Origin of the sequence: Marinobacter sp. BW6, assembly GCF_008107725.1 — a bacterium.
Classification (GTDB): Bacteria; Pseudomonadota; Gammaproteobacteria; order Pseudomonadales; family Oleiphilaceae; genus Marinobacter.
Map to the genome: position 1 here is coordinate 810,581 of NZ_VIRN01000064.1, position 19,252 is coordinate 829,832.

At 58.0% G+C, this 19,252-nt stretch carries 17 protein-coding genes and 1 other RNA gene; 10 read left to right on the forward strand and 8 right to left on the reverse strand.

From position 1 onward, the window contains the following. Positions 1-225 precede the first annotated feature (225 nt). The 5 genes from mqo to FMN52_RS12285 all read left to right on the forward strand — a co-directional run bounded on the left by mqo (position 226) and on the right by FMN52_RS12285 (position 7,805). The gene (mqo, locus tag FMN52_RS12265; protein ID WP_148608879.1) at positions 226-1,707 is read left to right on the forward strand and encodes a malate dehydrogenase (quinone); all 1,482 of its coding nucleotides are present in this window, start codon (positions 226-228) and stop codon (positions 1,705-1,707) included. A 156-nt stretch (positions 1,708-1,863) separates the two neighbouring features. Next, positions 1,864-3,096 (forward strand): carboxylate--amine ligase, encoded by a 1,233-nt coding sequence (locus tag FMN52_RS12270; RefSeq protein ID WP_148608880.1) that lies wholly within the window; start codon positions 1,864-1,866, stop codon positions 3,094-3,096. A 55-nt stretch (positions 3,097-3,151) separates the two neighbouring features. Further along, positions 3,152-5,176 (forward strand): hypothetical protein, encoded by a 2,025-nt coding sequence (locus FMN52_RS12275; RefSeq protein WP_148608881.1) that lies wholly within the window; start codon positions 3,152-3,154, stop codon positions 5,174-5,176. Between the two features lie 48 nt (positions 5,177-5,224). Then, positions 5,225-6,895, forward strand: coding sequence for an acetolactate synthase large subunit (locus FMN52_RS12280; protein WP_148608882.1), 1,671 nt, complete (start codon positions 5,225-5,227; stop codon positions 6,893-6,895). 46 nt (positions 6,896-6,941) lie between these two features. Beyond that, complete coding sequence (locus FMN52_RS12285) at positions 6,942-7,805, forward strand: hypothetical protein (RefSeq protein ID WP_148608883.1); 864 nt, start codon at positions 6,942-6,944, stop codon at positions 7,803-7,805. Here FMN52_RS12285 and FMN52_RS12290 read toward each other — a convergent pair. From FMN52_RS12290 to FMN52_RS12300, 3 genes are all read right to left on the reverse strand, one after another. After that, a complete protein-coding gene (locus tag FMN52_RS12290; RefSeq protein WP_148608884.1) occupies positions 7,802-8,689 on the reverse strand; it encodes a chemotaxis protein in 888 nt (295 codons plus the stop codon). The genes FMN52_RS12285 and FMN52_RS12290 overlap by 4 nt on opposite strands. A gap of 219 nt (positions 8,690-8,908) precedes the next feature. Next, complete coding sequence (locus FMN52_RS12295) at positions 8,909-9,565, reverse strand: SDR family oxidoreductase (protein ID WP_148608885.1); 657 nt, start codon at positions 9,563-9,565, stop codon at positions 8,909-8,911. Positions 9,566-9,634: 69 nt separating this feature from the next. Then, positions 9,635-10,231, reverse strand: a complete 597-nt coding sequence (locus FMN52_RS12300; protein WP_148608886.1) for an exopolysaccharide biosynthesis protein — start codon at positions 10,229-10,231, stop codon at positions 9,635-9,637. A gap of 172 nt (positions 10,232-10,403) precedes the next feature. Between FMN52_RS12300 and FMN52_RS12305 the strand changes: the two genes are divergently transcribed. Next, positions 10,404-11,297 carry a transporter substrate-binding domain-containing protein gene (locus FMN52_RS12305; RefSeq protein WP_148608887.1) on the forward strand — a complete coding sequence of 298 codons (894 nt, stop codon included), beginning with the start codon at positions 10,404-10,406 and terminating at the stop codon, positions 11,295-11,297. A 70-nt stretch (positions 11,298-11,367) separates the two neighbouring features. Here FMN52_RS12305 and ssrA read toward each other — a convergent pair. From ssrA to smpB, 3 genes are all read right to left on the reverse strand, one after another. After that, positions 11,368-11,732: a transfer-messenger RNA gene (gene ssrA, locus FMN52_RS12310) on the reverse strand. A 90-nt stretch (positions 11,733-11,822) separates the two neighbouring features. Next, positions 11,823-13,241 carry a wax ester/triacylglycerol synthase family O-acyltransferase gene (locus FMN52_RS12315; protein WP_148608888.1) on the reverse strand — a complete coding sequence of 473 codons (1,419 nt, stop codon included), beginning with the start codon at positions 13,239-13,241 and terminating at the stop codon, positions 11,823-11,825. A 140-nt stretch (positions 13,242-13,381) separates the two neighbouring features. After that, a complete protein-coding gene (gene smpB, locus FMN52_RS12320; RefSeq protein ID WP_148608889.1) occupies positions 13,382-13,861 on the reverse strand; it encodes an SsrA-binding protein SmpB in 480 nt (159 codons plus the stop codon). A 200-nt stretch (positions 13,862-14,061) separates the two neighbouring features. Here smpB and FMN52_RS12325 point away from each other — a divergent pair, with 200 nt between their 5' ends. The 3 genes from FMN52_RS12325 to FMN52_RS12335 all read left to right on the forward strand — a co-directional run bounded on the left by FMN52_RS12325 (position 14,062) and on the right by FMN52_RS12335 (position 16,484). Continuing rightward, positions 14,062-15,687: a sodium-dependent transporter gene (locus FMN52_RS12325; protein ID WP_148608890.1), complete on the forward strand. Its 1,626-nt coding sequence runs from the start codon at positions 14,062-14,064 to the stop codon at positions 15,685-15,687. Positions 15,688-15,759: 72 nt separating this feature from the next. Further along, entirely contained in the window at positions 15,760-16,206 is a 447-nt protein-coding gene (locus tag FMN52_RS12330; RefSeq protein ID WP_148608891.1) for a type II toxin-antitoxin system RatA family toxin, read from the forward strand. Next, entirely contained in the window at positions 16,203-16,484 is a 282-nt protein-coding gene (locus tag FMN52_RS12335) for an RnfH family protein (RefSeq protein WP_162851871.1), read from the forward strand. Before FMN52_RS12330 ends, FMN52_RS12335 begins: the two co-directional genes overlap by 4 nt. A gap of 2 nt (positions 16,485-16,486) precedes the next feature. Here FMN52_RS12335 and FMN52_RS12340 read toward each other — a convergent pair whose 3' ends face one another. Beyond that, on the reverse strand, positions 16,487-16,813 hold the full coding sequence (locus tag FMN52_RS12340; protein WP_148608892.1) for an outer membrane protein assembly factor BamE: 327 nt from the start codon (positions 16,811-16,813) through the stop codon (positions 16,487-16,489). Between the two features lie 122 nt (positions 16,814-16,935). On the opposite strand from FMN52_RS12340, the gene fur reads away from it, so the two are divergent. Then, positions 16,936-17,346 (forward strand): ferric iron uptake transcriptional regulator, encoded by a 411-nt coding sequence (gene fur / locus FMN52_RS12345; RefSeq protein ID WP_148608893.1) that lies wholly within the window; start codon positions 16,936-16,938, stop codon positions 17,344-17,346. A gap of 93 nt (positions 17,347-17,439) precedes the next feature. Here the strand turns inward: fur and recN are convergent, their stop codons facing one another. Next, entirely contained in the window at positions 17,440-19,119 is a 1,680-nt protein-coding gene (gene recN / locus FMN52_RS12350; protein ID WP_148608894.1) for a DNA repair protein RecN, read from the reverse strand. Between the last annotated feature and the right edge of the window lie 133 nt (positions 19,120-19,252).

Consider the following 19,252-nt stretch of genomic DNA (forward strand, 5'->3'; position numbering starts at 1 on the left):
TCGTAAGTGCACGTATCGGCAACTGGAACCAGCAAAAGTCTGATAAAGACGCAACGATTGACAATCGCAATTTATTATCCCGCCGAAAATCGGGATAATTGCGCGCACATTCAGACCGGAAGCAGACGGCGGCGCCGTTTACCTCGCGCCTGACCGGCTTCCGACAGGCCTCCTTGCTGATCGTGAGGGGGCAAAAAGGCTCAACACTAGCTAGGGTGAAAACCAATGGCCGTTAGACAGGCAGATGTAGTGCTGGTCGGCGGTGGCGTCATGAGCGCCACTCTCGGCATGATGCTCAGGCAGCTTGATCCGTCCCTGGACATCGTCATGGTGGAGCGTCTCGACCACGTTGCCCATGAGAGCACAGACGGATGGAATAACGCAGGTACCGGGCACGCCGGGTACTGTGAGCTTAACTACACTCCCGAAACCGACGATGGCGACGTGACCATCGATCGGGCCCTGCAGATCAACGCCCAGTATGAGGTGTCCCTGCAGCTCTGGTCCTACCTGGTGGAGCAGGGCATCCTGCCGGAGCCATCCACCTTTATTAACCGCACGCCGCACCAGAGCTTTGTCTGGGGTGAGAAAGATGTAGCCTTCCTCAAGCGCCGTTACGAGCGCCTGAGCGCCCACCATCTGTTCCGAGATATGGAATACACCGAGTCCCCGAAGGATCTGGAAGAATGGATGCCCCTGATCGTCAACAACCGGGACCCGATGCAGCGCGTGGCTGCTACCCGTATCAAGCACGGCTCAGATGTGGATTTCGGTTCTCTTACCCGCAGTATGGTGACGTGGCTGGAAACCCAGCCGAATTTCGAGCTGATGCTCAGTAGCCCGGTGCATTACATTGACCAGCGTGATAACGGCCGCTGGAAAGTCCGGGTGAAAAACCAGAAAACCGGCGAGCTGACCAAGCTGGAAGCCGGCTTCGTGTTCCTGGGTGCAGGCGGTGGTGCGCTACCGCTGCTGCAGAAGTCCGGGATCGAGGAGGCCCGCGGTTATGGCGGCTTCCCGGTCAGCGGTCAGTGGCTGGTATGTGGCAAGCCGGACATCGTTGAGCAGCACCATTCCAAGGTCTACGGCAAGGCGCCGATCGGGGCGCCGCCCATGTCGGTACCGCATCTGGATACCCGGATCATCAATGGTGAGCCTGCCCTGCTGTTCGGACCGTTTGCCGGCTTTACCACCCGCTTCCTCAAACAGGGTTCCATCTTCGACCTGTTGGGGTCGGTTAAATCCACCAACCTCAAGCCGATGCTCTCAGTGAGCAAGAGCAACATGGATCTGACCCGTTACCTGATCGGGGAAGTGTTCCAGTCCCATAGTGACCGGGTGGCATCCTTGCGCAACTTCTTCCCGGACGCCATGGAAGAGGACTGGCAGCTGCGTATGGCTGGCCAGCGGGTGCAGATCATCAAGCAGGTTGATGGCGGCGGTGGCAAGCTCGAGTTCGGCACTGAAATTGTGGCGGCCAAAGACGGCTCTCTGGCGGCACTGCTTGGCGCTTCTCCCGGAGCGTCTACCGCAGCCAATGCGATGATCAACGTTATCGAGCGCTGCTTCCCGGAGAAGATCAAGACGCCAGAGTGGCAGGAGCGCATGAAGGAGCTGGTGCCGTCCTACGGCCAATCCCTCGTTGAAGACGAAGCACTGTTAACCAAAGTGCGTGAGAGGACCCTGTCGACCCTGAAATTGGGCTGATATTCCTAAACGATCTAAGAAACCCATAGGCACTGCGACTGCTGGATTCAACCCCGGTGATTGCAGTGCTTTTCGCGTTTCAGTAAGGCCCGGAATTTGCGATTTCACAGCTTATGCGTAGGGTTATAAATCAACCCTTATGAACGGAGAGAGCCTGTGAGTGAACAAAAGTACAATCCTGAGAAAGGGTATATCGCGCTATTGGGCTGGAGCCTGAATGCGGTTGAAGCGGCCGACAAGTTCGATCGCCGGTATGTTGTCGTGGCACCGGATTGGGCGGAAGCCTATTGCGAAGAGCATGATATTCCTTATGTGCCCTGGAATTTTGAGCGCCTGAACGACCGCTCTGTCGAGATTGCGCAGACCCTCAAGGAGATGGGCGTAGATGTTGCCATCCCGTTGTTTGAGGAAACTGTAGAGTGGGCCGGTGCCATCAACTCGGTATTGATGGATAAGCCTCGTTTGTTCGGTCAGGCGATGTTGTTGCGTGACAAGGCGCTGATGAAACGCCGTGCCCAGCTCGGTGGCATTCGCGTGGGTATTTTTGAGGAAGCGCACGACAAGGGCGATGTTATCCGCTTTCTGAAGCGAGTGAACCAGACTCTGCTCAAGCTGGATGGTGATCCTAACGACCCGATTCACCTCAAGGCGTTTGACAAGGCCGGGTGCCTGGGGCACCGGGTAATCCGTACGCCCGACGAGGTCGATACCATCCCTGAGGAAGAGTTCCCGGTACTGATGGAATCGCACCTGGATGGCTGGGAGTTTGCGGTCGAAGCCTGGATCCACAACGGCAAGATCGCGTTCCTGAACATTTCCGAGTATGTGACTCTGGGCTATTCCGTGTTTGTTCCTGCGACACCGGACCTTGAGAAGTATCGGGATCAGATCCGGGGCGAAATCGAAAAGCTGATCAAGACCTTTGATATCGAATTCGGGTTTATTCACCCGGAGTACTTCGTGACCAGCGACCGGACCATGTACTTTGGTGAGGTGGCCTACCGTCCACCGGGCTTCAAGGTGTTCGAGCTGCTTGAGCGTGCCTACGGCTTCAACGCATACCAGGGCATGATCCTGACCTTTGACCCGAAAACCACGGAAGATGAAATCAAGGCCTTCTTCCCGAAGGAAGTGGTGGATGCCAAGGGTTACGCGGGTTGCTTCGGCGTCTATCCGCGTCGTCGGGTGGTCAGCAAGCTGGAAATCCCGGAAGAGACCGAAAACCACGAGTATTTCGAGTCCCACGAGCTGACCGCGCCGCTGGAAGAAACGGTCACCAAGCGTACCGCTTTCGGTACCCACTGGGGGCTGGTGTATTTCTTCGGTGAAGACCCTTACGTCATGCGGGACCTCCTGAAACATCAGGAAGACCTCGATTTCTATGTATAATCAGGAGAAGCATTAACAACAAACGGGTTTGGTGCCAGGCCCTGAGGATTATCGTTTGAACGATCACCAACCGGGCAGCGCAGCGCCAGCTGTGAACCTCGACAAGCTGGCTCAACGCCTGGATGACGCAATTCAGGCTTTGGAAGAAAGCCGGTCTTTTACCAAGGCCGGCAAGTTGCCGCGCGTGCTGGATATTGCCCGCCGGATCCTGCTGCAGCCGGATGGCTGCCGGATCATCGAGGAGCGCGCTGAGCGCCTTGAACTGGCGGGCGTCTTTGCCGGCACCGACTGGGCCGAACCCGGGATTCTTCTTCCCACGCTGACAACCTATTCGCTGCAGAGCCAGAATGCCGACACCGTTGTCATCGAGGCCTTCAGCGAATTGAGGCTGCTTGCCGTCGCCCGGGGCAGCTATCTGCACCCTTCGGTGTCGGCTGAACAGGCCCACCATTACCTGACGCAAGTCCTGGCCATCAATTTGGGCCTGCTGTTTGGAATGACCGGCGAGGCTGAGCGGGAGCAGGGCAAGCTCGCGCTGATCAGCCAGAGCCTTGTGCAGTACGTGGCCCACCACATCGGCTACGAGCATGTCATTGACAGTCTGATCGAGGAAATCTGGCGGATTCTTGAGCAGCGACCGATCCAGGTATCGGATGTGCGCAAGATGATTACGCAGATTGCCCTTTGCCGGGCCGATCCGCAGGCCGATCTGGGCAGCGCGGGGCGCGGTGCCGACCGGTTGATCTCCAGCCTCTATGGCCCCACCCGGGCCTGCAGTGAAGACCCCGGAACCGTGGTCTACGAGCAGCGGTTGGAAACCATGGACGCCCAGGCCCTGCAGAACGAAGCCACCGGGTTTGCGCGGTCCATGCACGATACCGGCCTGGTCTCCCCTTATCATGCCTCGTTTATACGTTTCATCCTGGCGGACCAGGACACTTTGCTCAGCGAGGCGCTGGGTCTGTCCAGCACTGGCCGGGATTGCCTGATGTGTTATCGGGAGCTGGTCCACACCCTGATTGAAGAAGGGGTCTATCCGGAAACCGCCCAGGGCATTTATGGCCTGGCGCTGCTTCTGGAAAGGGGTATTCTTTATCAACCTCCTGTTGCGCCGGGTCTGTGGCGCCAGGCACGGCTGTCTCTCTGTCCTCATGCGCGGGAGAGACTTGAGCTGGCCTATGGCTATCAACCGCAACCGAATGCCTGGCTGATTCAGGGCGTGTTGAATATGTTGGGCCAGCCTTTGGGAGTAGGGCAGGGCAACAACCCCACCTGCCAGTCGGCCCGTGCGCTCTCGATGTGGGCGTATAACGATCCGGATTATCTCTTGCAGATGGTGGCCTGGGCTGCTCGAGACAATGAAATCGTCATTCACTTTGAAGGTCAGCCGGTGTCATCGGCGCGCAGTGTCGGCGGTGTCGCGTCCGAGGTGACGCTGGATCTTGATCCGGTTTCTCTGGTAGTGGTGCCGCATCTGGACCGCATTTATGTGGAGATGGGCCGGTTGTGCGTCGGGCGCGAGGGTGATCCCCATAAATGGGTAAACCCGGAGTTCCACGGCTGGTCTGCCGGGCGCGGGTTTGCCATCAACGTGGATGTGGCCACTGGCAAGCTGCATGATCTGGAAGGCTTTATACGGCATTTCTACGCCAGTTATCATCCCTATTACAACGGCAATCAGCCGCTGATCCACCCGCAGCCTGCGGGTATTGCTGTTACCGACAGTGCCGCCCGGTTTATCGGCTGGCACGCCATTACCATTCTCCGGTCCGCGCTCGACCCGGAAGGTGAGATGCGGATTTATTTCTTCAATCCCAATAACGACAGTGGCCAGAACTGGGGCGATGGGGTCAAAGTCAGTACGTCTGGCAACGGAGAGCGTTTTGGCGAGTCGTCGCTGCCATTCGAACAGTTCACATCACGGCTGTACATCTTCCACTATGATCCCCTGGAGCGGGGAGAGCCGGCGGAAGTGAACGAGGATGCCCTTCGGCGCGTAACAGAAGGTGTGCATCGCAGTTGGGGTAAGGATCGCTTGCCGGCGGACGCCCTCCAGGCAGAGCCGCCCATAACCGATTGATCCCGGAACCTGCTGATCACCCGGAACCCACAGATCAAGAGGAAGGCCATGGCCAACGAACAGACCCCGGCCCAAAACGGGGCCGAGTTGTTTATCCGGGCGCTGGAAAACGAAGGCGTTGAATACATTTTCGCGGTGCCCGGGGAGGAGAACCTTGCTTTCCTCGAGGCCCTGAGAACCTCCAGCATTCAACTGGTGCTCAATCGACATGAGCAGGCCGCCGGCTTCATGGCCGCCACCTATGGCCGCCTGACGGGCCGGGTGGGGGTCTGCCTTTCCACGCTCGGGCCCGGCGCCACCAACTTCGTGACTGCGGCCGCCTACGCCCAGCTGGGCGGTATGCCCATGATGATGATCTCGGGCCAGAAGCCCATAAAGTCCTCCAAGCAGGGGTTATTCCAGATTCTGGATGTGGTGGACCTGATGCGTCCGCTCACCAAGTACACCCGGCAAATCAGCAATGCCAACACCATCCCTGCCAAGGTTCGGGAAGCCTTCCGTCTGGCCTCTGAAGAACGTCCGGGCGCGGTGCATCTCGAGTTGCCGGAAGACATCGCCGACGAGGCACCCGAATCTGACACCCATATCTTCAAACCCAGTGATGCCCGCCGGCCCTCGGCTAGCCCCAAGAGTCTGGAGATGGCCTGCGAGATGCTGCGCGAAGCGCGGCACCCGCTGATCATGATTGGTGCCGGCGCCAACCGGAAGCGGGTGTCCCAGGCGCTGCTGCACCTGGTTAATGTCACCGGCATCCCGTTCTTTACCACCCAGATGGGCAAGGGCGTGGTGGATGAGCGGCACCCACGTTACCTGGGCAATGCCGCCCTGTCGGCCGGGGACTTCGTGCACTGTGCGATCGATCGTGCCGATCTGGTGATCAATGTCGGCCACGATGTGGTGGAAAAGCCACCCTTCTTTATGACCCCCGGCGGCAAGAAGGTCATTCATGTGAACTTCAGTGCGGCTGACGTGGACCCGGTGTATTTTCCCCAGCATGAGGTGGTGGGGGATATCGCCAACAGCGTGGAATACATGGCCGAGAACTGTGGCCAATGCGCCAACCACGACTTCACTCGCCTGATGGAAGTGAAAGAGGCGGTGGACGCCCATCTGCAGGAGCGGGCCGAGGACGACCGCTTCCCGGTGATTCCCCAGCGTATTGTTCATGATGTGCGTCAGGTGATGCCGGAGAACGGGATCATCACCCTGGATAACGGCATGTACAAACTCTGGTTTGCCCGCAATTACCCGGCCTACGACAACAATACCGTGCTTCTCGACAACGCGCTGGCCTCCATGGGTGCGGGCCTGCCCAGCGGGATGATGGCCTCCATGCTGTATCCGGAACTCAAGGTGATGGCGGTCTGCGGCGATGGCGGCTTCATGATGAACAGCCAGGAACTTGAAACCGCGGTGCGCCTCAACCTGAACCTGGTGGTGCTGATTATCAACGACAGTGCCTACGGCATGATCAAGTGGAAGCAGGCGCAGGAGGGTTACACTGATTTCGGGCTGGATTATCGTAATCCGGATTTTGTCACCTACGCCGAATCCTATGGTGCCAAAGGGCGCCGGGTAACCCGCACGGAAGACCTGAGGCCAATTCTGGAACGCGCCCTGGCAGACGGCGGTGTCCACCTGGTAGAGGTGCCGGTGGATTACAGTGAAAACCGTCGGGTGTTTGATGAGGAGCTGGCGGAACTGACCTGCAGGCTGTAAGGGGTGTATCATGCTCTGCGGATGTTGAACCCGAGGTAGCACAGCAATGATCCGTTTCCTGACACGTGGCCTGATTGCGGCCCTTACACTGACCATGCTCGCTGGTTGCAGCAACCCCGAGACGCCCCAGGAAGTGGCGGCTGCCTTCTGGCAGGCCATGGCCGAGAACGATGCCGACGACGTTATGGAGTACTCCACCCTGGCGGAGTCCGCCGCGTTCGACGGTTACAAGCGCAGCTGGACCGACGCCGTGCCATCGTTCGGCCGGGTGATCATCGAAGACCGTGAAGCCACCATCGTAACCCGCCTGCCCGCCGAGGCGGGCACCGAAGGCGAGCGGCTGGAGCTGGTCACCTACCTCGTGCGCTTTCAGGAGCAATGGCTGGTGGATTACGACCGCACCGGCGAGGCCATCCTCAATCCCTCACCGTTCAACAGCATCATGGGTGAGCTCAGCCGGCTTGGCGAGGAGCTCAGCGCCCGTTTGTCCTCATCTTCTGACGATTTTGAGCAGCAAATGGAGCAGCTGGCGCAGGATCTGGAAGCCTATTCTGATGAAATGGGCCGGCAAGCAGAGAGCGCCATGGACGAGTTCGGCAAAAAACTGCAGGACGCCATGCGGGAGCTAGAGCGGTCGGTGGAAGAAGCCCTGAAAGACGACGAGCCGACACCCGAGGACGATCGGGTGATTCTGGAACAGGCTGCCCGGGATCTGGATCGGCAGGCCGATGAGCTGAGTGACCCGACCATGGAATCCCTCGCCAACGCCAGCCGCACCGTGGCGGAAACCGGAGAGCGTTTCACTCGCCTGAGTGAGGAAACCCTGAACCGTTACCGGGAAGAGTGGCAGCAAAAGCTGGCTGAAATGCGGGCTGACGCGGACGAATTTATTGAGCAGCTCAGGCCTTAACGAGCCTCTTCAGCACCCCTTAGCATTGCCTGAAGCAGCTCTTCGGCATCGAACTTGGTCAGTGCCTCGTTGGCACCTACCTGATTGGCATAGCTCAGGCTCATCTCGCTGTTCAGAGACGTATGCAGGATGATGTAAGGCTGCTTCAACGCTGAATTGTCCCGGACATTGAACGCCAGCTCGTAACCGTCCAGCCCCGGCATCTCGATATCGCTGACCAGAATATCCGTGGGCCGGCCCAGTTCGTGGTCCCGCAGAAGGATCTGCAGGGCATCATCGCCATTGGACGTCACCTGGTAGGGGATGTCTTTGCTATCCAGCACATCCGAGAGCTGCTTCCGGGCCACCTGGGAATCGTCCACCATGAGAATGTTCAGGGCCTTGAGGGTCTCGCTCTGCACATCCGTGAGAACGACCTCCTGGGTATCCAGCGATTCCGGGTACACCTTGGCCAGAAGTAACTCCACGTCCAGCAACTGAATGATATCGCCATCCACGTCCAGCAGGCCGGTGATAAACGCCTTGCTGCCCAGGGCCTTGGGAGGCGGCATGACAGACTTCCAATCGGTTTCGATAATCTGCTGAACGCTGCGCACCAGAAAGCCGATCTCCTGGCGCTGGATATCGGTGACAATAATCGAGGCCTTTTCCCGTTCCTCCTGGGTCAGCGGCGGATAGCCGACTGCCGCTGCCATATCAATCACCGGAACGGCGGAGCCTCGGAAGGTGGCCGTGCCGATGACCGCATGATGGCTGTGAGGCAGTTTGGTCAGCCGCATGAAAGGCAGGATTTCCCGGATCTTCAGAGTTCCGATTCCGAACAGACGCTCGCCGGAAAGCCGGAATAGCAGAAGTTTCTGGGTCTGCTTCGCTTTGCTGGACATAAAACCGGGTCCTTTCAACCGCAAAAGCCCCTGAAGCAGGAGCCTTTTCAAGAAGTTGGTTCAGTATGCTGCTTGCCGGAGGCTGTTCAGCCGGCAAGCAAGGGTATGTAGCAATAGTAGCAGCTTTACGATGAGTCGGGATTCAGAAGGATTGTTTCAAATGGTGACAGAATCCTACCGCATCAGCGATTGAGGGTGAGCACTGTGCCCAGTAATCTCTCAGAACGGAATGTCCTGACCATCCCACGCTCTGAAACATCCGGTTTCGGCCAGGGTGAGATTATCAATCTGCCTCCGAAGGCCATCGACGGATTGTTCAACCGATACCTCGGCGTTGCTGCCGCCCATGTCGGTGGCAACCCAGCCCGGGTGGTAGATGCCCACGGCGATGCCTTGCTCGCGCAGATCGATGGCGAGATTGCGTCCGAGATTGAGCGCCGCTGCTTTAGAGGCACGATAGATGTAGCGTCCGCCACCGGCAGAGGCTTGGGATCCAAGTTTGCTGGAAATGATGGCGATTTTAGGGTGGCCGCCGTTCGCCACCGCCAATCTAAGATTGGGCAGCAGCGCCTGTATGGTCAGGAATACGCCGGTCACATTGACCTGGAAGTGCTGGGCCCAGAGCTCGGGAGGGTAACCGTTGTCCAGCTGGTCATGGCGATCCATCAGAATGCCGGCATTGCATACCAGGGTTGAAACCGGGCTTCCCTCCAGGCGTTTGCCCAGGGCGGAAATGCTGTCCGGTTCGGCCACATCCAGCGGCTCCATGCCCGGCTCACTGCGGGCCGTGCCGATGACATCAGAGCCCGCTTTCCGCCACTCATCGGCAAGCCCCTTACCGATGCCGCGATTGGCGCCTGTAATCAGAATGGTCATGGTTTTACCCTTGCTGGTGGAGATTCAACAGTAGCAGGTATCTCTGGCTATTATGCCAAAAGTGTTTGGCTACCAGGGAAGGTTATTCAGAATAAACCAGACGGTTCCCCCGGTAGCCAGGATCGCTACCAGGGCGAGCAGGCCGTCCCGGGCCACAATGGCCAGTCCAAATGCCATCAGGGCTAGGCCAGCACCGTTGGCGCTGAAAGGAATCACTTCCATCAGTGGCATGGCGGCGGCTACGGCCATACAAATGACCGCCATAACGTATTGCCCCAGCCCCGTGACCAGCCAGATCAGCCGTTGTTTCGTCCAGCGATCCATAAAACGGGCAGGCTTCGCCATCCAGTCGAGGCCTTGGGCAAGCTTTTCTCTTTCAATGTTTCGGCGCGCCAGCTTTGACGGAATCCAGACCGAATGTCGCTGAAACACCAGTTGCCCCAGGGTAAGCAACACCATCAGGCCGAGCAGCGTGGGTACCCCGGGAATGTCACCGATCAGCGGCGCAAGGGTAATAACACCGGCGATCAGAACGATCGGCCCGAATGAGCGCTCACCGACGGCTTCCAGTACGTCGCCCACAGACACCTGAGCCTGCCCCGCGGTGTTCAAGCGGAGGCGCTCCAGGAGCTCTGTCAGGCTGGCTGGGTCGTCTGGTTGGTTCATGGTGTTGGTTGATGCTCCTTTTGGCAGTTCTCAGACACTACCTTGATTGAGTAAACAGTGCATGACTACAAGATGACGGAAGGGTTAGTACTGACCTGCCTAGCACACGGTTTTGAGCCAAGGAGTTATTGGTCTATATTGAACGAAGTTCCCCTCATCAGCGGCACCAAAGATGTATACAGGCAAGAGTAACGGATTCCCGTTCTCGCAGTTGTTGCCCCTGCGCTTATTTGGGCCGGTTTTGCGCAAATCTGCTTTGGTCCTCGCGTCTGTTCTCTGTTTTGCTGCCCCCAGCTATGGTGACTGCGACATCACCCTGCGCTGGGATGATGATCCGCCTTATTTCATGCTCAAGGAAGATGAAGTGGTGGGCATTGATGCCGATCTCGCTCGGGAAGCCATGGAGCGCCTTGGTTGCAGTCTTTCGCTGCAAAAGCTGCCATGGGCGAGGGCGCTCCGGGAACTGCGTGATGGGCGGGTGGATATGCTCTCCGGTGCCTATCGGACGCCCGAGCGCGAACAGTATGCCCACTACTCGGAAGTGGTTGGCCTGGTATCCCCCAATATCTTGTTTGTTCGACGGTCTGACAAGGCCAGGTTCGACTTCAGCGGACTGAGGGTACTGCTGGAATCGGATTTCAGGCTCGGCGCCCAGATTAACGTGTCCTATAGCGACGAATACAGCGCCCTTGTTCAGAATCCGGACTACGAAAAAAATATTCAGTATCTCTCCCGCCGGGAGTCGCTCTGGAGAATGCTGGCGCGCAATCGAATCGATGGCGTGGTTGCCAGCAGGTTAACCGGCCTGTACGAGATTAAGGAGCTGGGGCTGTCCGGCGCGATTGTTCCGAGCTCTCTGGTGGTATCCAACAAACCTGCGTTCTTTGTTTTCTCCAAAGCATCGGTTGGCTCCGAGTTTGTGGCGGATTTTGATCTTGCGCTGCGAGCAATGCTGGACGATGGGACGTTTGCGGCCATTGTGAATCGGTATGTTTGCGTTCACGGAGATTTTGGGCTGGCAGAGGCGCAGACGGATACGGGCGCATGCCCGTTGGCGATTCGTTGACGTTCGGCCAGGTTTTGGAGGGTGTATAACGAAAAAAGCCCCTGAAATCAGGGGCTTTCTCTCGGTTGTTTGGTGGAGACGGCGGGAATTGAACCCGCGTCCGCCAGTACTCAGCCTTGAGGTCTACATGTTTAGCGTCTCTCTATTAATTTAAGTTCAAGCGACCCGAGAGCCAGGGTGCAAGAACCGAGTTCTTTAAATCTTAGCCGTTAACCAGTGAACTCTGGGTAACGGAGCATCCCGTAAGCGATGACGTCCTGAGATGTTGCTTCCGGGCTACGGGCGACCCGGTCAGGACGACTAGCAGCTTACGCTGCTAGTGCGTAGTTTTCGTCGTTTGCGACTATTGCGTTGCAGCTTTGGATTAACGAGATTGGCTGCCATCTCGACATGCACTCAAGGGTTCGCCACCGGCGTCGAAGCCATGTCGTCCCCTTATCTTCAGTATATGTGTCCGGTTTGCCGGACTTCAAGGTTTCTTTGTTGCAGTTTTGTGCTTTCGGGGCTGTAGATGTACCTAGAACCCTAGCTGGCCTTGCGTTCAATGGCCCCGTTCCGGCCTGCCAGGGCCGCGTGGCTCAGGGCCTCGAAGCTTTCCCGGAAGTAGCCCATCACGGCGTCCGGGTCGGCGTGAATGGCCTTGTCCACGGTGATGCCGAATTGCACGGTGCCGGCATAACTGAGAATACTCATGCCGATTCCGATGGTGCCGCTCTGGGGAACCCAGAACATGGGCTGGGTCAGCTTGCTGCCCGCCAGATACAGAGGCTCTTTCGGGCCGGGCACGTTGGTCAGTACCGCCGAAGCCTTGTTGCTGAGCAGATTCAGGGCCCTTCGTTCTATAACATCGGGGCCTCGCCCGAAGATATCAAGCAGGCTGTAGGTAACCTGGGCCTGATAGGACTGCTTGAGCCGGTTCATGTTCTCCTGCACCTGGCGGAAGCACATGAGCGGGTCTCTCACTTCCACCGGCAGGGTAACCAGTACGAGCCCGAACTTGTTGCCCAGGGTTTCGATGGGCTGATCAAGGGGCCGCAGGTTGAACGGCACGGCCACGCGGATTCCACACTCGGGGATCGTCTCCTTATGGGCGGCAAAATGCCGCTGTAAGGCCCCGGTGACCGTGCAGAGCAGGGCATCGTTGATGGTGCCCCCCAGAGCCTTGGCGCAGGCTTTTACTTCGGCAAGGTCGAGAGGATCGGCCCAGGCCACTTGCTTGCGTCCGGATAAGGGCTCTTTCAGTCCGGTTTTGGGTTCGACGGGAGCCAGACCAAGTTTCAGGAGATCAAGGGCTACGCCGCTGGCGGTGGTGGCCAGTTTTAACGGGTAGTTGGGCTCCTCGCGGACGGAGTGGATAAACAGTTTGGCCTGGTTGGTGGCTGTCTGCGCGCTGTCCACGGCACGGTGCAGGAAGTTCTGGATTGCTGATTTCCTGCCGGGTTTGGAGTGACGCTTGCGGGCCACTTTGCCCAGCCTGGGTTCCGGCGTTTTATCGGTGAGTGACAGCATTACACGAACCAGCGAGATGCCATCGGCAATACAGTGGTGAATACGGATGAGTAGTGCGCCGCCGTCGCCGTAATTGTCGATATAGTGCATTTGCCAGAGCGGTTGCCGAAAATCCAGCGACGTGCTGTTCATGTCACTGACCAGCTTCTGAAGCTCTGCTTTGTCGGCCTTGCCCGGCAGGGCGATGCGGTGCAGGTGGTTGTCCAGGTCGAACAGGGGATCGTCCTGCCAGTAGGCGCGGTCGCCAGTGTCGATTACCCGTTGCCGGAACCGGTCGAAGCAGAGAAATCGCTCTTCAAGGGTGTGCCTGAGGCGGCTCATGGAAATCGGCCGCTCCAGCGTCCATACCCCACAGATCATCATTGGGTTCTGGGGGGTGTCCATGCGCAGCCACGCGCGGTCTACAGCGGACATAGGTATCTGTTTGGGTGACATAAGCGGCTCCCTTTGCCATGCACCGGAGTTCCCGAGTATAGGCCTGTTGGAATTCTGAACAAAGAGAGTGAGTATGCGACATACCGGCCGACGCCGGCCATGACCGGCGTCAGGTATTTGTTAATTCCTGGGGAACGGAATCAGACGTTGACTTCGCGCAGAATGCGCTGCTTCTGGCGGTTCCAGTCGCGCTCTTTCTCGGTGGCGCGCTTGTCGAACAGCTTCTTGCCTTTCACCAGGGCAATCTCGCACTTCACCTTGTTGTTTTTCCAGTACAGCGCCAGCGGAATGCAGGTGTAACCGGCCTGGTTGACCTTGCCGACGATCTTGGCAATCTCCTTGGCGTGAAGCAGGAGCTTGCGGGTGCGCGTTGGGTCTGCGATCACGTGGGTGGATGCCGCAATCAGCGGGGTGATGTGAGAGCCGAGCAACCAGGCTTCGCCGTCCTTGAGCAGCACATAGGCGTCCACCAGCTGGGCCTTTCCCGCGCGGAGGGATTTCACTTCCCAGCCCAGCAGGGCGAGACCCGCTTCAAAGCGTTCCTCAATGTGGTACTCGTGCTTCGCCTTTTTGTTCAGCGCAATGGTGTTGCTCGGCGTTCCGGGTTTTTTCTTGCTCATGAATCAATGAATCCGGGGTCGGACGAATGAACGGGCCGGCCTTGCTGCAGCCGGAAAAAGGCGCATTGTAGCCCAGGAGTGCCGGACCGGTCACGAATTCAGCGTTGTGGCGGTTTCTGGTTCGTGCGCGGCGGGATCCTTCAGCTACAATACTGGCCCAGACCTTCTCCCCGACCTGCTCAATGGCCTCAGGGACGCGAATGCCTACGCCGTATCAGACACATATCGGGTCCTTTACCCGAAAATCAACCTTCTTCTGGGCTGCGGTGGGCGCTACCGTGGGTCTTGCCAATCTGTGGCAGTTCCCTTATCTGGCCAGTTTGCATGGTGGTGGCCTGTTCATCCTGCTTTATCTTGCCTGCTTGCTGCTGGTTACGCTGCCGTTGATGGTGACCGAAGCGGCCATAGGTCGCTATGCCCGCCATGGAATTGTGTTGGCCATGGACGGGCTGATCCGCAGTGCCAAACGGTCTCGTGCCTGGATGGCGGTCGGTCGGCTCAGCATACTGGCAGCCTTTCTGGTGCTCTCGTTTACCGCAGTATTCGGAGCCATTGCCCTGGCCTACGTGTTTTTCGGGGCGCTTGGCCGGTTTTCCGGTGCCGGCGAGACAGAGGCAACCGGTATTCTTGCGGGCCTGGTGTCAGATCCAAGGGGATACCGGCTTTTCATGGGGTGGCATGTCTGCTTTCTGCTGCTGGTGCTCTGGGTCTCGGCACAGGGCATTGTGAAGGGACTGGAGCGGACTCTTAGGGTGGTGGTGCCGGGCGCCCTGGTGCTGATGCTGGTGTTGTTTGCCCTCGCGGCCTGGCATGGCCGGATCGACGGCGCTATCAATCACATTCTGGCGATGCATCCGGAGGACCTTTCCTGGGAGAGCCTGAAAGCGGCCCTGTTCCACGCCTTCTTCACCCTCGGTCTTGGGATGGGGGTCTGGGCCATACTGGGTTCCTACACCACGTCACACACCCGCCTGAAGCGTTCGATTCTGGCGGTGGTACTGATGGATACCCTGGTAGCCATCCTCGCCGGATTGATGATCTTTGCGATCGCGACAGACGGCAACAGCTTTGACGGTGAAAGGGGCTTCAGTCTGCTGTTTGTGTCCATGCCGGTAACGCTGGCCCAGTTGCCTGCAAGCCAGTTCGTGATTGCGGCCGTGTTCCTGATGGTGGTGCTGATTGTCTGGACCACATCACTGAACTTGCTGGAGCCGATTGTCGGCTGGTTCCGCGAGTGGACCGGAGCGCCCAGAACGCTCTCGGTGCTCCTCATTGGCCTGGCGGTTTGGTTGGCGGGGCTCGCCTCTCTGCTGTCGTTTAATGTTTGGGCCGAGCAGCGGGTTGGCGGAGCTACCCTGTTCCGCTGGCTGGAACTGGTCACCGGTGGCCTCCTGATTCCCCTGGTGGCCATCCTGATTGCGCTGTTCACCGGCTGGTGCCTGACCAGACATCTTTCCGGTACCATGCTGGGCGCCGCGCCGAGACTGTTCGCCGGCATCTGGTTCTGGGTGATGCGCCTGGTGTTGCCCATCGTCGTTGCCTGGATAGGGATCCAGTACACGGCCTTTTCTTTGGCCAACCTCTGCAGCAACGGTAACGCCGCGGCCTGGTGCGAGCAGTCCGCCGTCCTGCTTTCAGAGGATGGTGAAGCGCTATCGAAAGATCGGTCATTTGCCGCGACACCCGCAGAATCGGATGGCGAAGCGGCTGGGGCTGATAACTCGGCGCCTGCGGCAGACCAGAAACCGCCGGCAAAGGAAGGGGGAGATGGTAAGTCAGGCGAAAAAGCCCCAAAACAGGATGATATCCTTTATCATAGTGTGTGATTAAGGCTGTCTTCCTTTCCAGAAGTCTGCAATCTTTTCATAGTGTGTTTGTAAGCAGGACAACCGGTTCCAATGCCCCATCAGATCGATAAAACAGCTTTGGTAATGCACTCCGCCGAGCGCATGTTTCACCTGGTTAACGACATTGCCCGTTACCCGGAGTTTCTGCCCTGGTGCGCGGGAGCGGAGATTCATGAGCGCCAGCCAGAGCAGGTAACCGCGTCCCTGGAAATTGCCAAGGGTGGGGTGCGGCATAAACTGACGACCCGGAATCAGTTGCTGATGCCGGAGGCGATTGAGATGAATCTGGTGGACGGCCCCTTTCGCAACCTGACGGGGCGCTGGCATTTCAAATCCCTGGACGACAATGCCTGCAAGGTGATTTTGACTCTGGAGTTCGAGTTTTCCGGATCGCTTTCAAGGATGACCTTCGGGCCGGTATTCAGCCAGGCGGCCAATACAATGGTTGATGCGTTCTGTCGTCGTGCCGATGAACTGTACCGGAAGGAGGGCGCATGATTCAGGTGGAAGTGGCCTATGCCAGGCCTGACAGACAGGAAATCGTGCCGGTGAACGTGCCGGAGGGGACCACCGCTCTGGAGGCGACCAAGCTCTCTGGGATTACCGATATTTTTCCGGAAATCGACCCGGATGGCATTGATATGGGCGTGTTCGGGAAGGTGATCAAGGATCCGGCCGCACACGAACTTCGCGAAGGCGACCGGGTTGAGCTGTATCGCCCGCTAAAGATCGACCCGAAGCAGGCGCGACTGAACCGGGCGAAAAAGAAAGGTTAGTCTCAGTAGGCCGGGGTTTCTTCCAGCAGCTGGGCCTCGTAGTAGGCATACTGGTCGTTTTCGTAGTAAACGATGATTCTTTGTTCCTGGATGTCTCCGCCTTGCCTCTGGAAGGTGTAAATATAGTATTCGCGGGAGAGATCAACGGGGTTGAGCATAAGCGGGGTTCCCATGACCGCATGCACCTGGCTGCGAGGCATGCCCTCAGTCAGCTGCGTCAGCTCTTCATCGGTAACGATGTTTCCTTGCTGGACGTTGATTTTGTAGACGCCCGGGAAAACGCAACCGGATAGAACGAAAGTGAGAATGAGAGCTGTGAGCTTTTGCATCGCCGGGGGAAATCCTCTATCTTGAAATCGCCTGCCAGGGGCAGGTGTGACACGGTTTAACCGTTCAATGGCGGCTTCATCATACCGGAAGCCGTGAGGCACACCAAAGAGTGAATAGTAACATGTCATCTGAAAACGCCGAATTGCGAAAAGTCGGTCTGAAAGTGACTCTGCCACGAGTGAAAATCTTCAATATTCTGGAGACAGCGGAGGAACATCACCTCAGTGCCGAAGATGTATACAAGAAGCTTCTGGAGCAAGGCGATGACGTGGGGCTGGCAACAGTCTACCGTGTGCTTACGCAGTTTGAAGCGGCTGGACTGGTATTGCGCCACAACTTTGAAGGTGGTCATGCTGTATTTGAAATGGCCGGCGACGACCACCACGACCACATGGTCTGCACTCAGACTGGTGAGGTCATCGAGTTTGTCGACGAGGTGATTGAAGAGCGCCAGAAGAAAATTGCTGAAGAGCATGGCTACGAAATCGTCGATCACAGCCTGATTTTGTACGTAAAGCCCACCAAGTCCTGAGCCTGATGGTCTGACGAAAAAAAAGGGGCGGGTTTTTTGGCCCGCCCCAACAGCTCTCAGGATCGAGAGGGGTAGTGGATAGTTGCTTGCGGCTCAGTGATGGGTTGCCTGCCCCTTTGAAAACATTTCTTTGGCATGAGCGATTGTATGTTCGGTCATGTCCACGCCGCCCAGCATTCTCGCCACTTCACTGATTCTGCCCTGATCGTCCAGCGTCTCGATTTTCGAGAAGGTTGCATCCTGCTCGGTAAATTTGCTGACAAACAGGTGCTGGTGGCACTGGGCTGCCACTTGCGGCAGATGGGTGACGCAAAGCACCTGACCATTGCTGCCAAGGGTTCGGAGTAGTTGGCCAACCACTTCGGCCGTGCCACCGCCAATCCCTACGTCCACTTCGTCGAAGACCAGCGTGGGCGTGGTTGAGGTCTGGGCAACGACTACCTGAATGGCAAGACTGATCCGCGACAGCTCGCCGCCGGAGGCCACTTTGGCCAATGGCCGGGCTGGCTGGCCCGGGTTGGCGCTGACCAGAAATTCAACCTCTTCCAGCCCGTGGGGCGTCGGTTCCTCGCCGTTGTTGCGATTCAGGTGGGTAATGAACTGCATGTTTGGCATGCTCAGGTGGGCAAGCTCGGCTGCGACCCGCTGGTCCAGTTCAGCGGCGGCTTTGGCGCGGGCTTCTGACAGTTTTTCGGCCAGTTCATCGAAGCGTCCGCGCTGGCTTTCCAGGTCAGCTTCCAGCTGTTCCAGACTGCCTTCGCCGCCATCAAGTTCCGCTAACTCGGCGCTCAGGCGCTGATGCAGTTCCGGTAGTTCCTCCGGTGTAATCCGGTGTTTGCGGGCCATCTGATAAATGGCGCTCAGGCGTTCTTCCACTTCTGCCAGCCGAGCCGGATCAGCCTCGTAGTCTTCGACAAAGTGGCGCAGGTTGTCGCCGGCCTCTCTGATCTGGATCTGGGCTTCGTTCAGCATCTGAATGGTATCGGCCAGTGCGGGCACATCCACTGGAAGCTGTTCCAGCTGCTGCAGTGCCTGGCGGACCAGATCGACCGCGCTGGTTTCATCTTCCGTGCAGAGCAGGGCCGCCTGGTGGCTGTTATGCAGAACCGTGTCGGCCTGGCTCAGTTGGGCCTGCTCCTGCTCCAGTTGTTCCTGCTCACCGTCTTCCAGCGCCAGGCGATCCAGTTCTTCCACCTGGTAACGCAACAGCTGCAGTTTTGCCTCTGCTTCATCGGCATTCTGCTGGCGCTCGGTCAGCCTTTGACGGATCTGGTTCCACGCTCTCCAGGCTTCGCGGGTATCGGCGGCCAGGGCCTCAACGCCCGCAAACTCGTCCACCAGTTTGCGGTGAGTGTCTTTGCGCAACAGGGACTGATGCTGGTGCTGGCTGTGAATATCCATCAATACGCCACCGAGTTCCTTCAGGTGATTCAGTGGGCAGGGCTGGCCATTGATGTAGGCGCGGGAGCGGCCATCCTTGCTGATGACTCGGCGCAGAATGCAGTCGTTCTCGTCATCCAGCTCGTGCTCTGCCAACCATTTGCCGGCCTCGGGAATGTCGGATACGTCAAAGGTGGCGGTGATATCGGCTCGTTTGGCGCCGTGGCGGACCGCGCCGGCATCTGCGCGACCACCCATGGCGAGGCCCAGGGCGTCGAGCACAATGGATTTGCCGGCCCCGGTCTCGCCGGTCAATGCGGTCATGCCCTTGCGGAACTGGAGTTCCACCCGTTCGGCGATGGCGTAATTGGAAACCGTAAGTTGAGTCAGCATGCAGATAACCTCCGCGTTTTTCCTGAGACCGGCAAAATACTGTGCATGTATACAGTGACTGTGAATATATACAGGGTTTTTGCGGTTTGCAAACCTCGGGACGGGATTTTCTTCAGGATTGCAGGCATTGGTG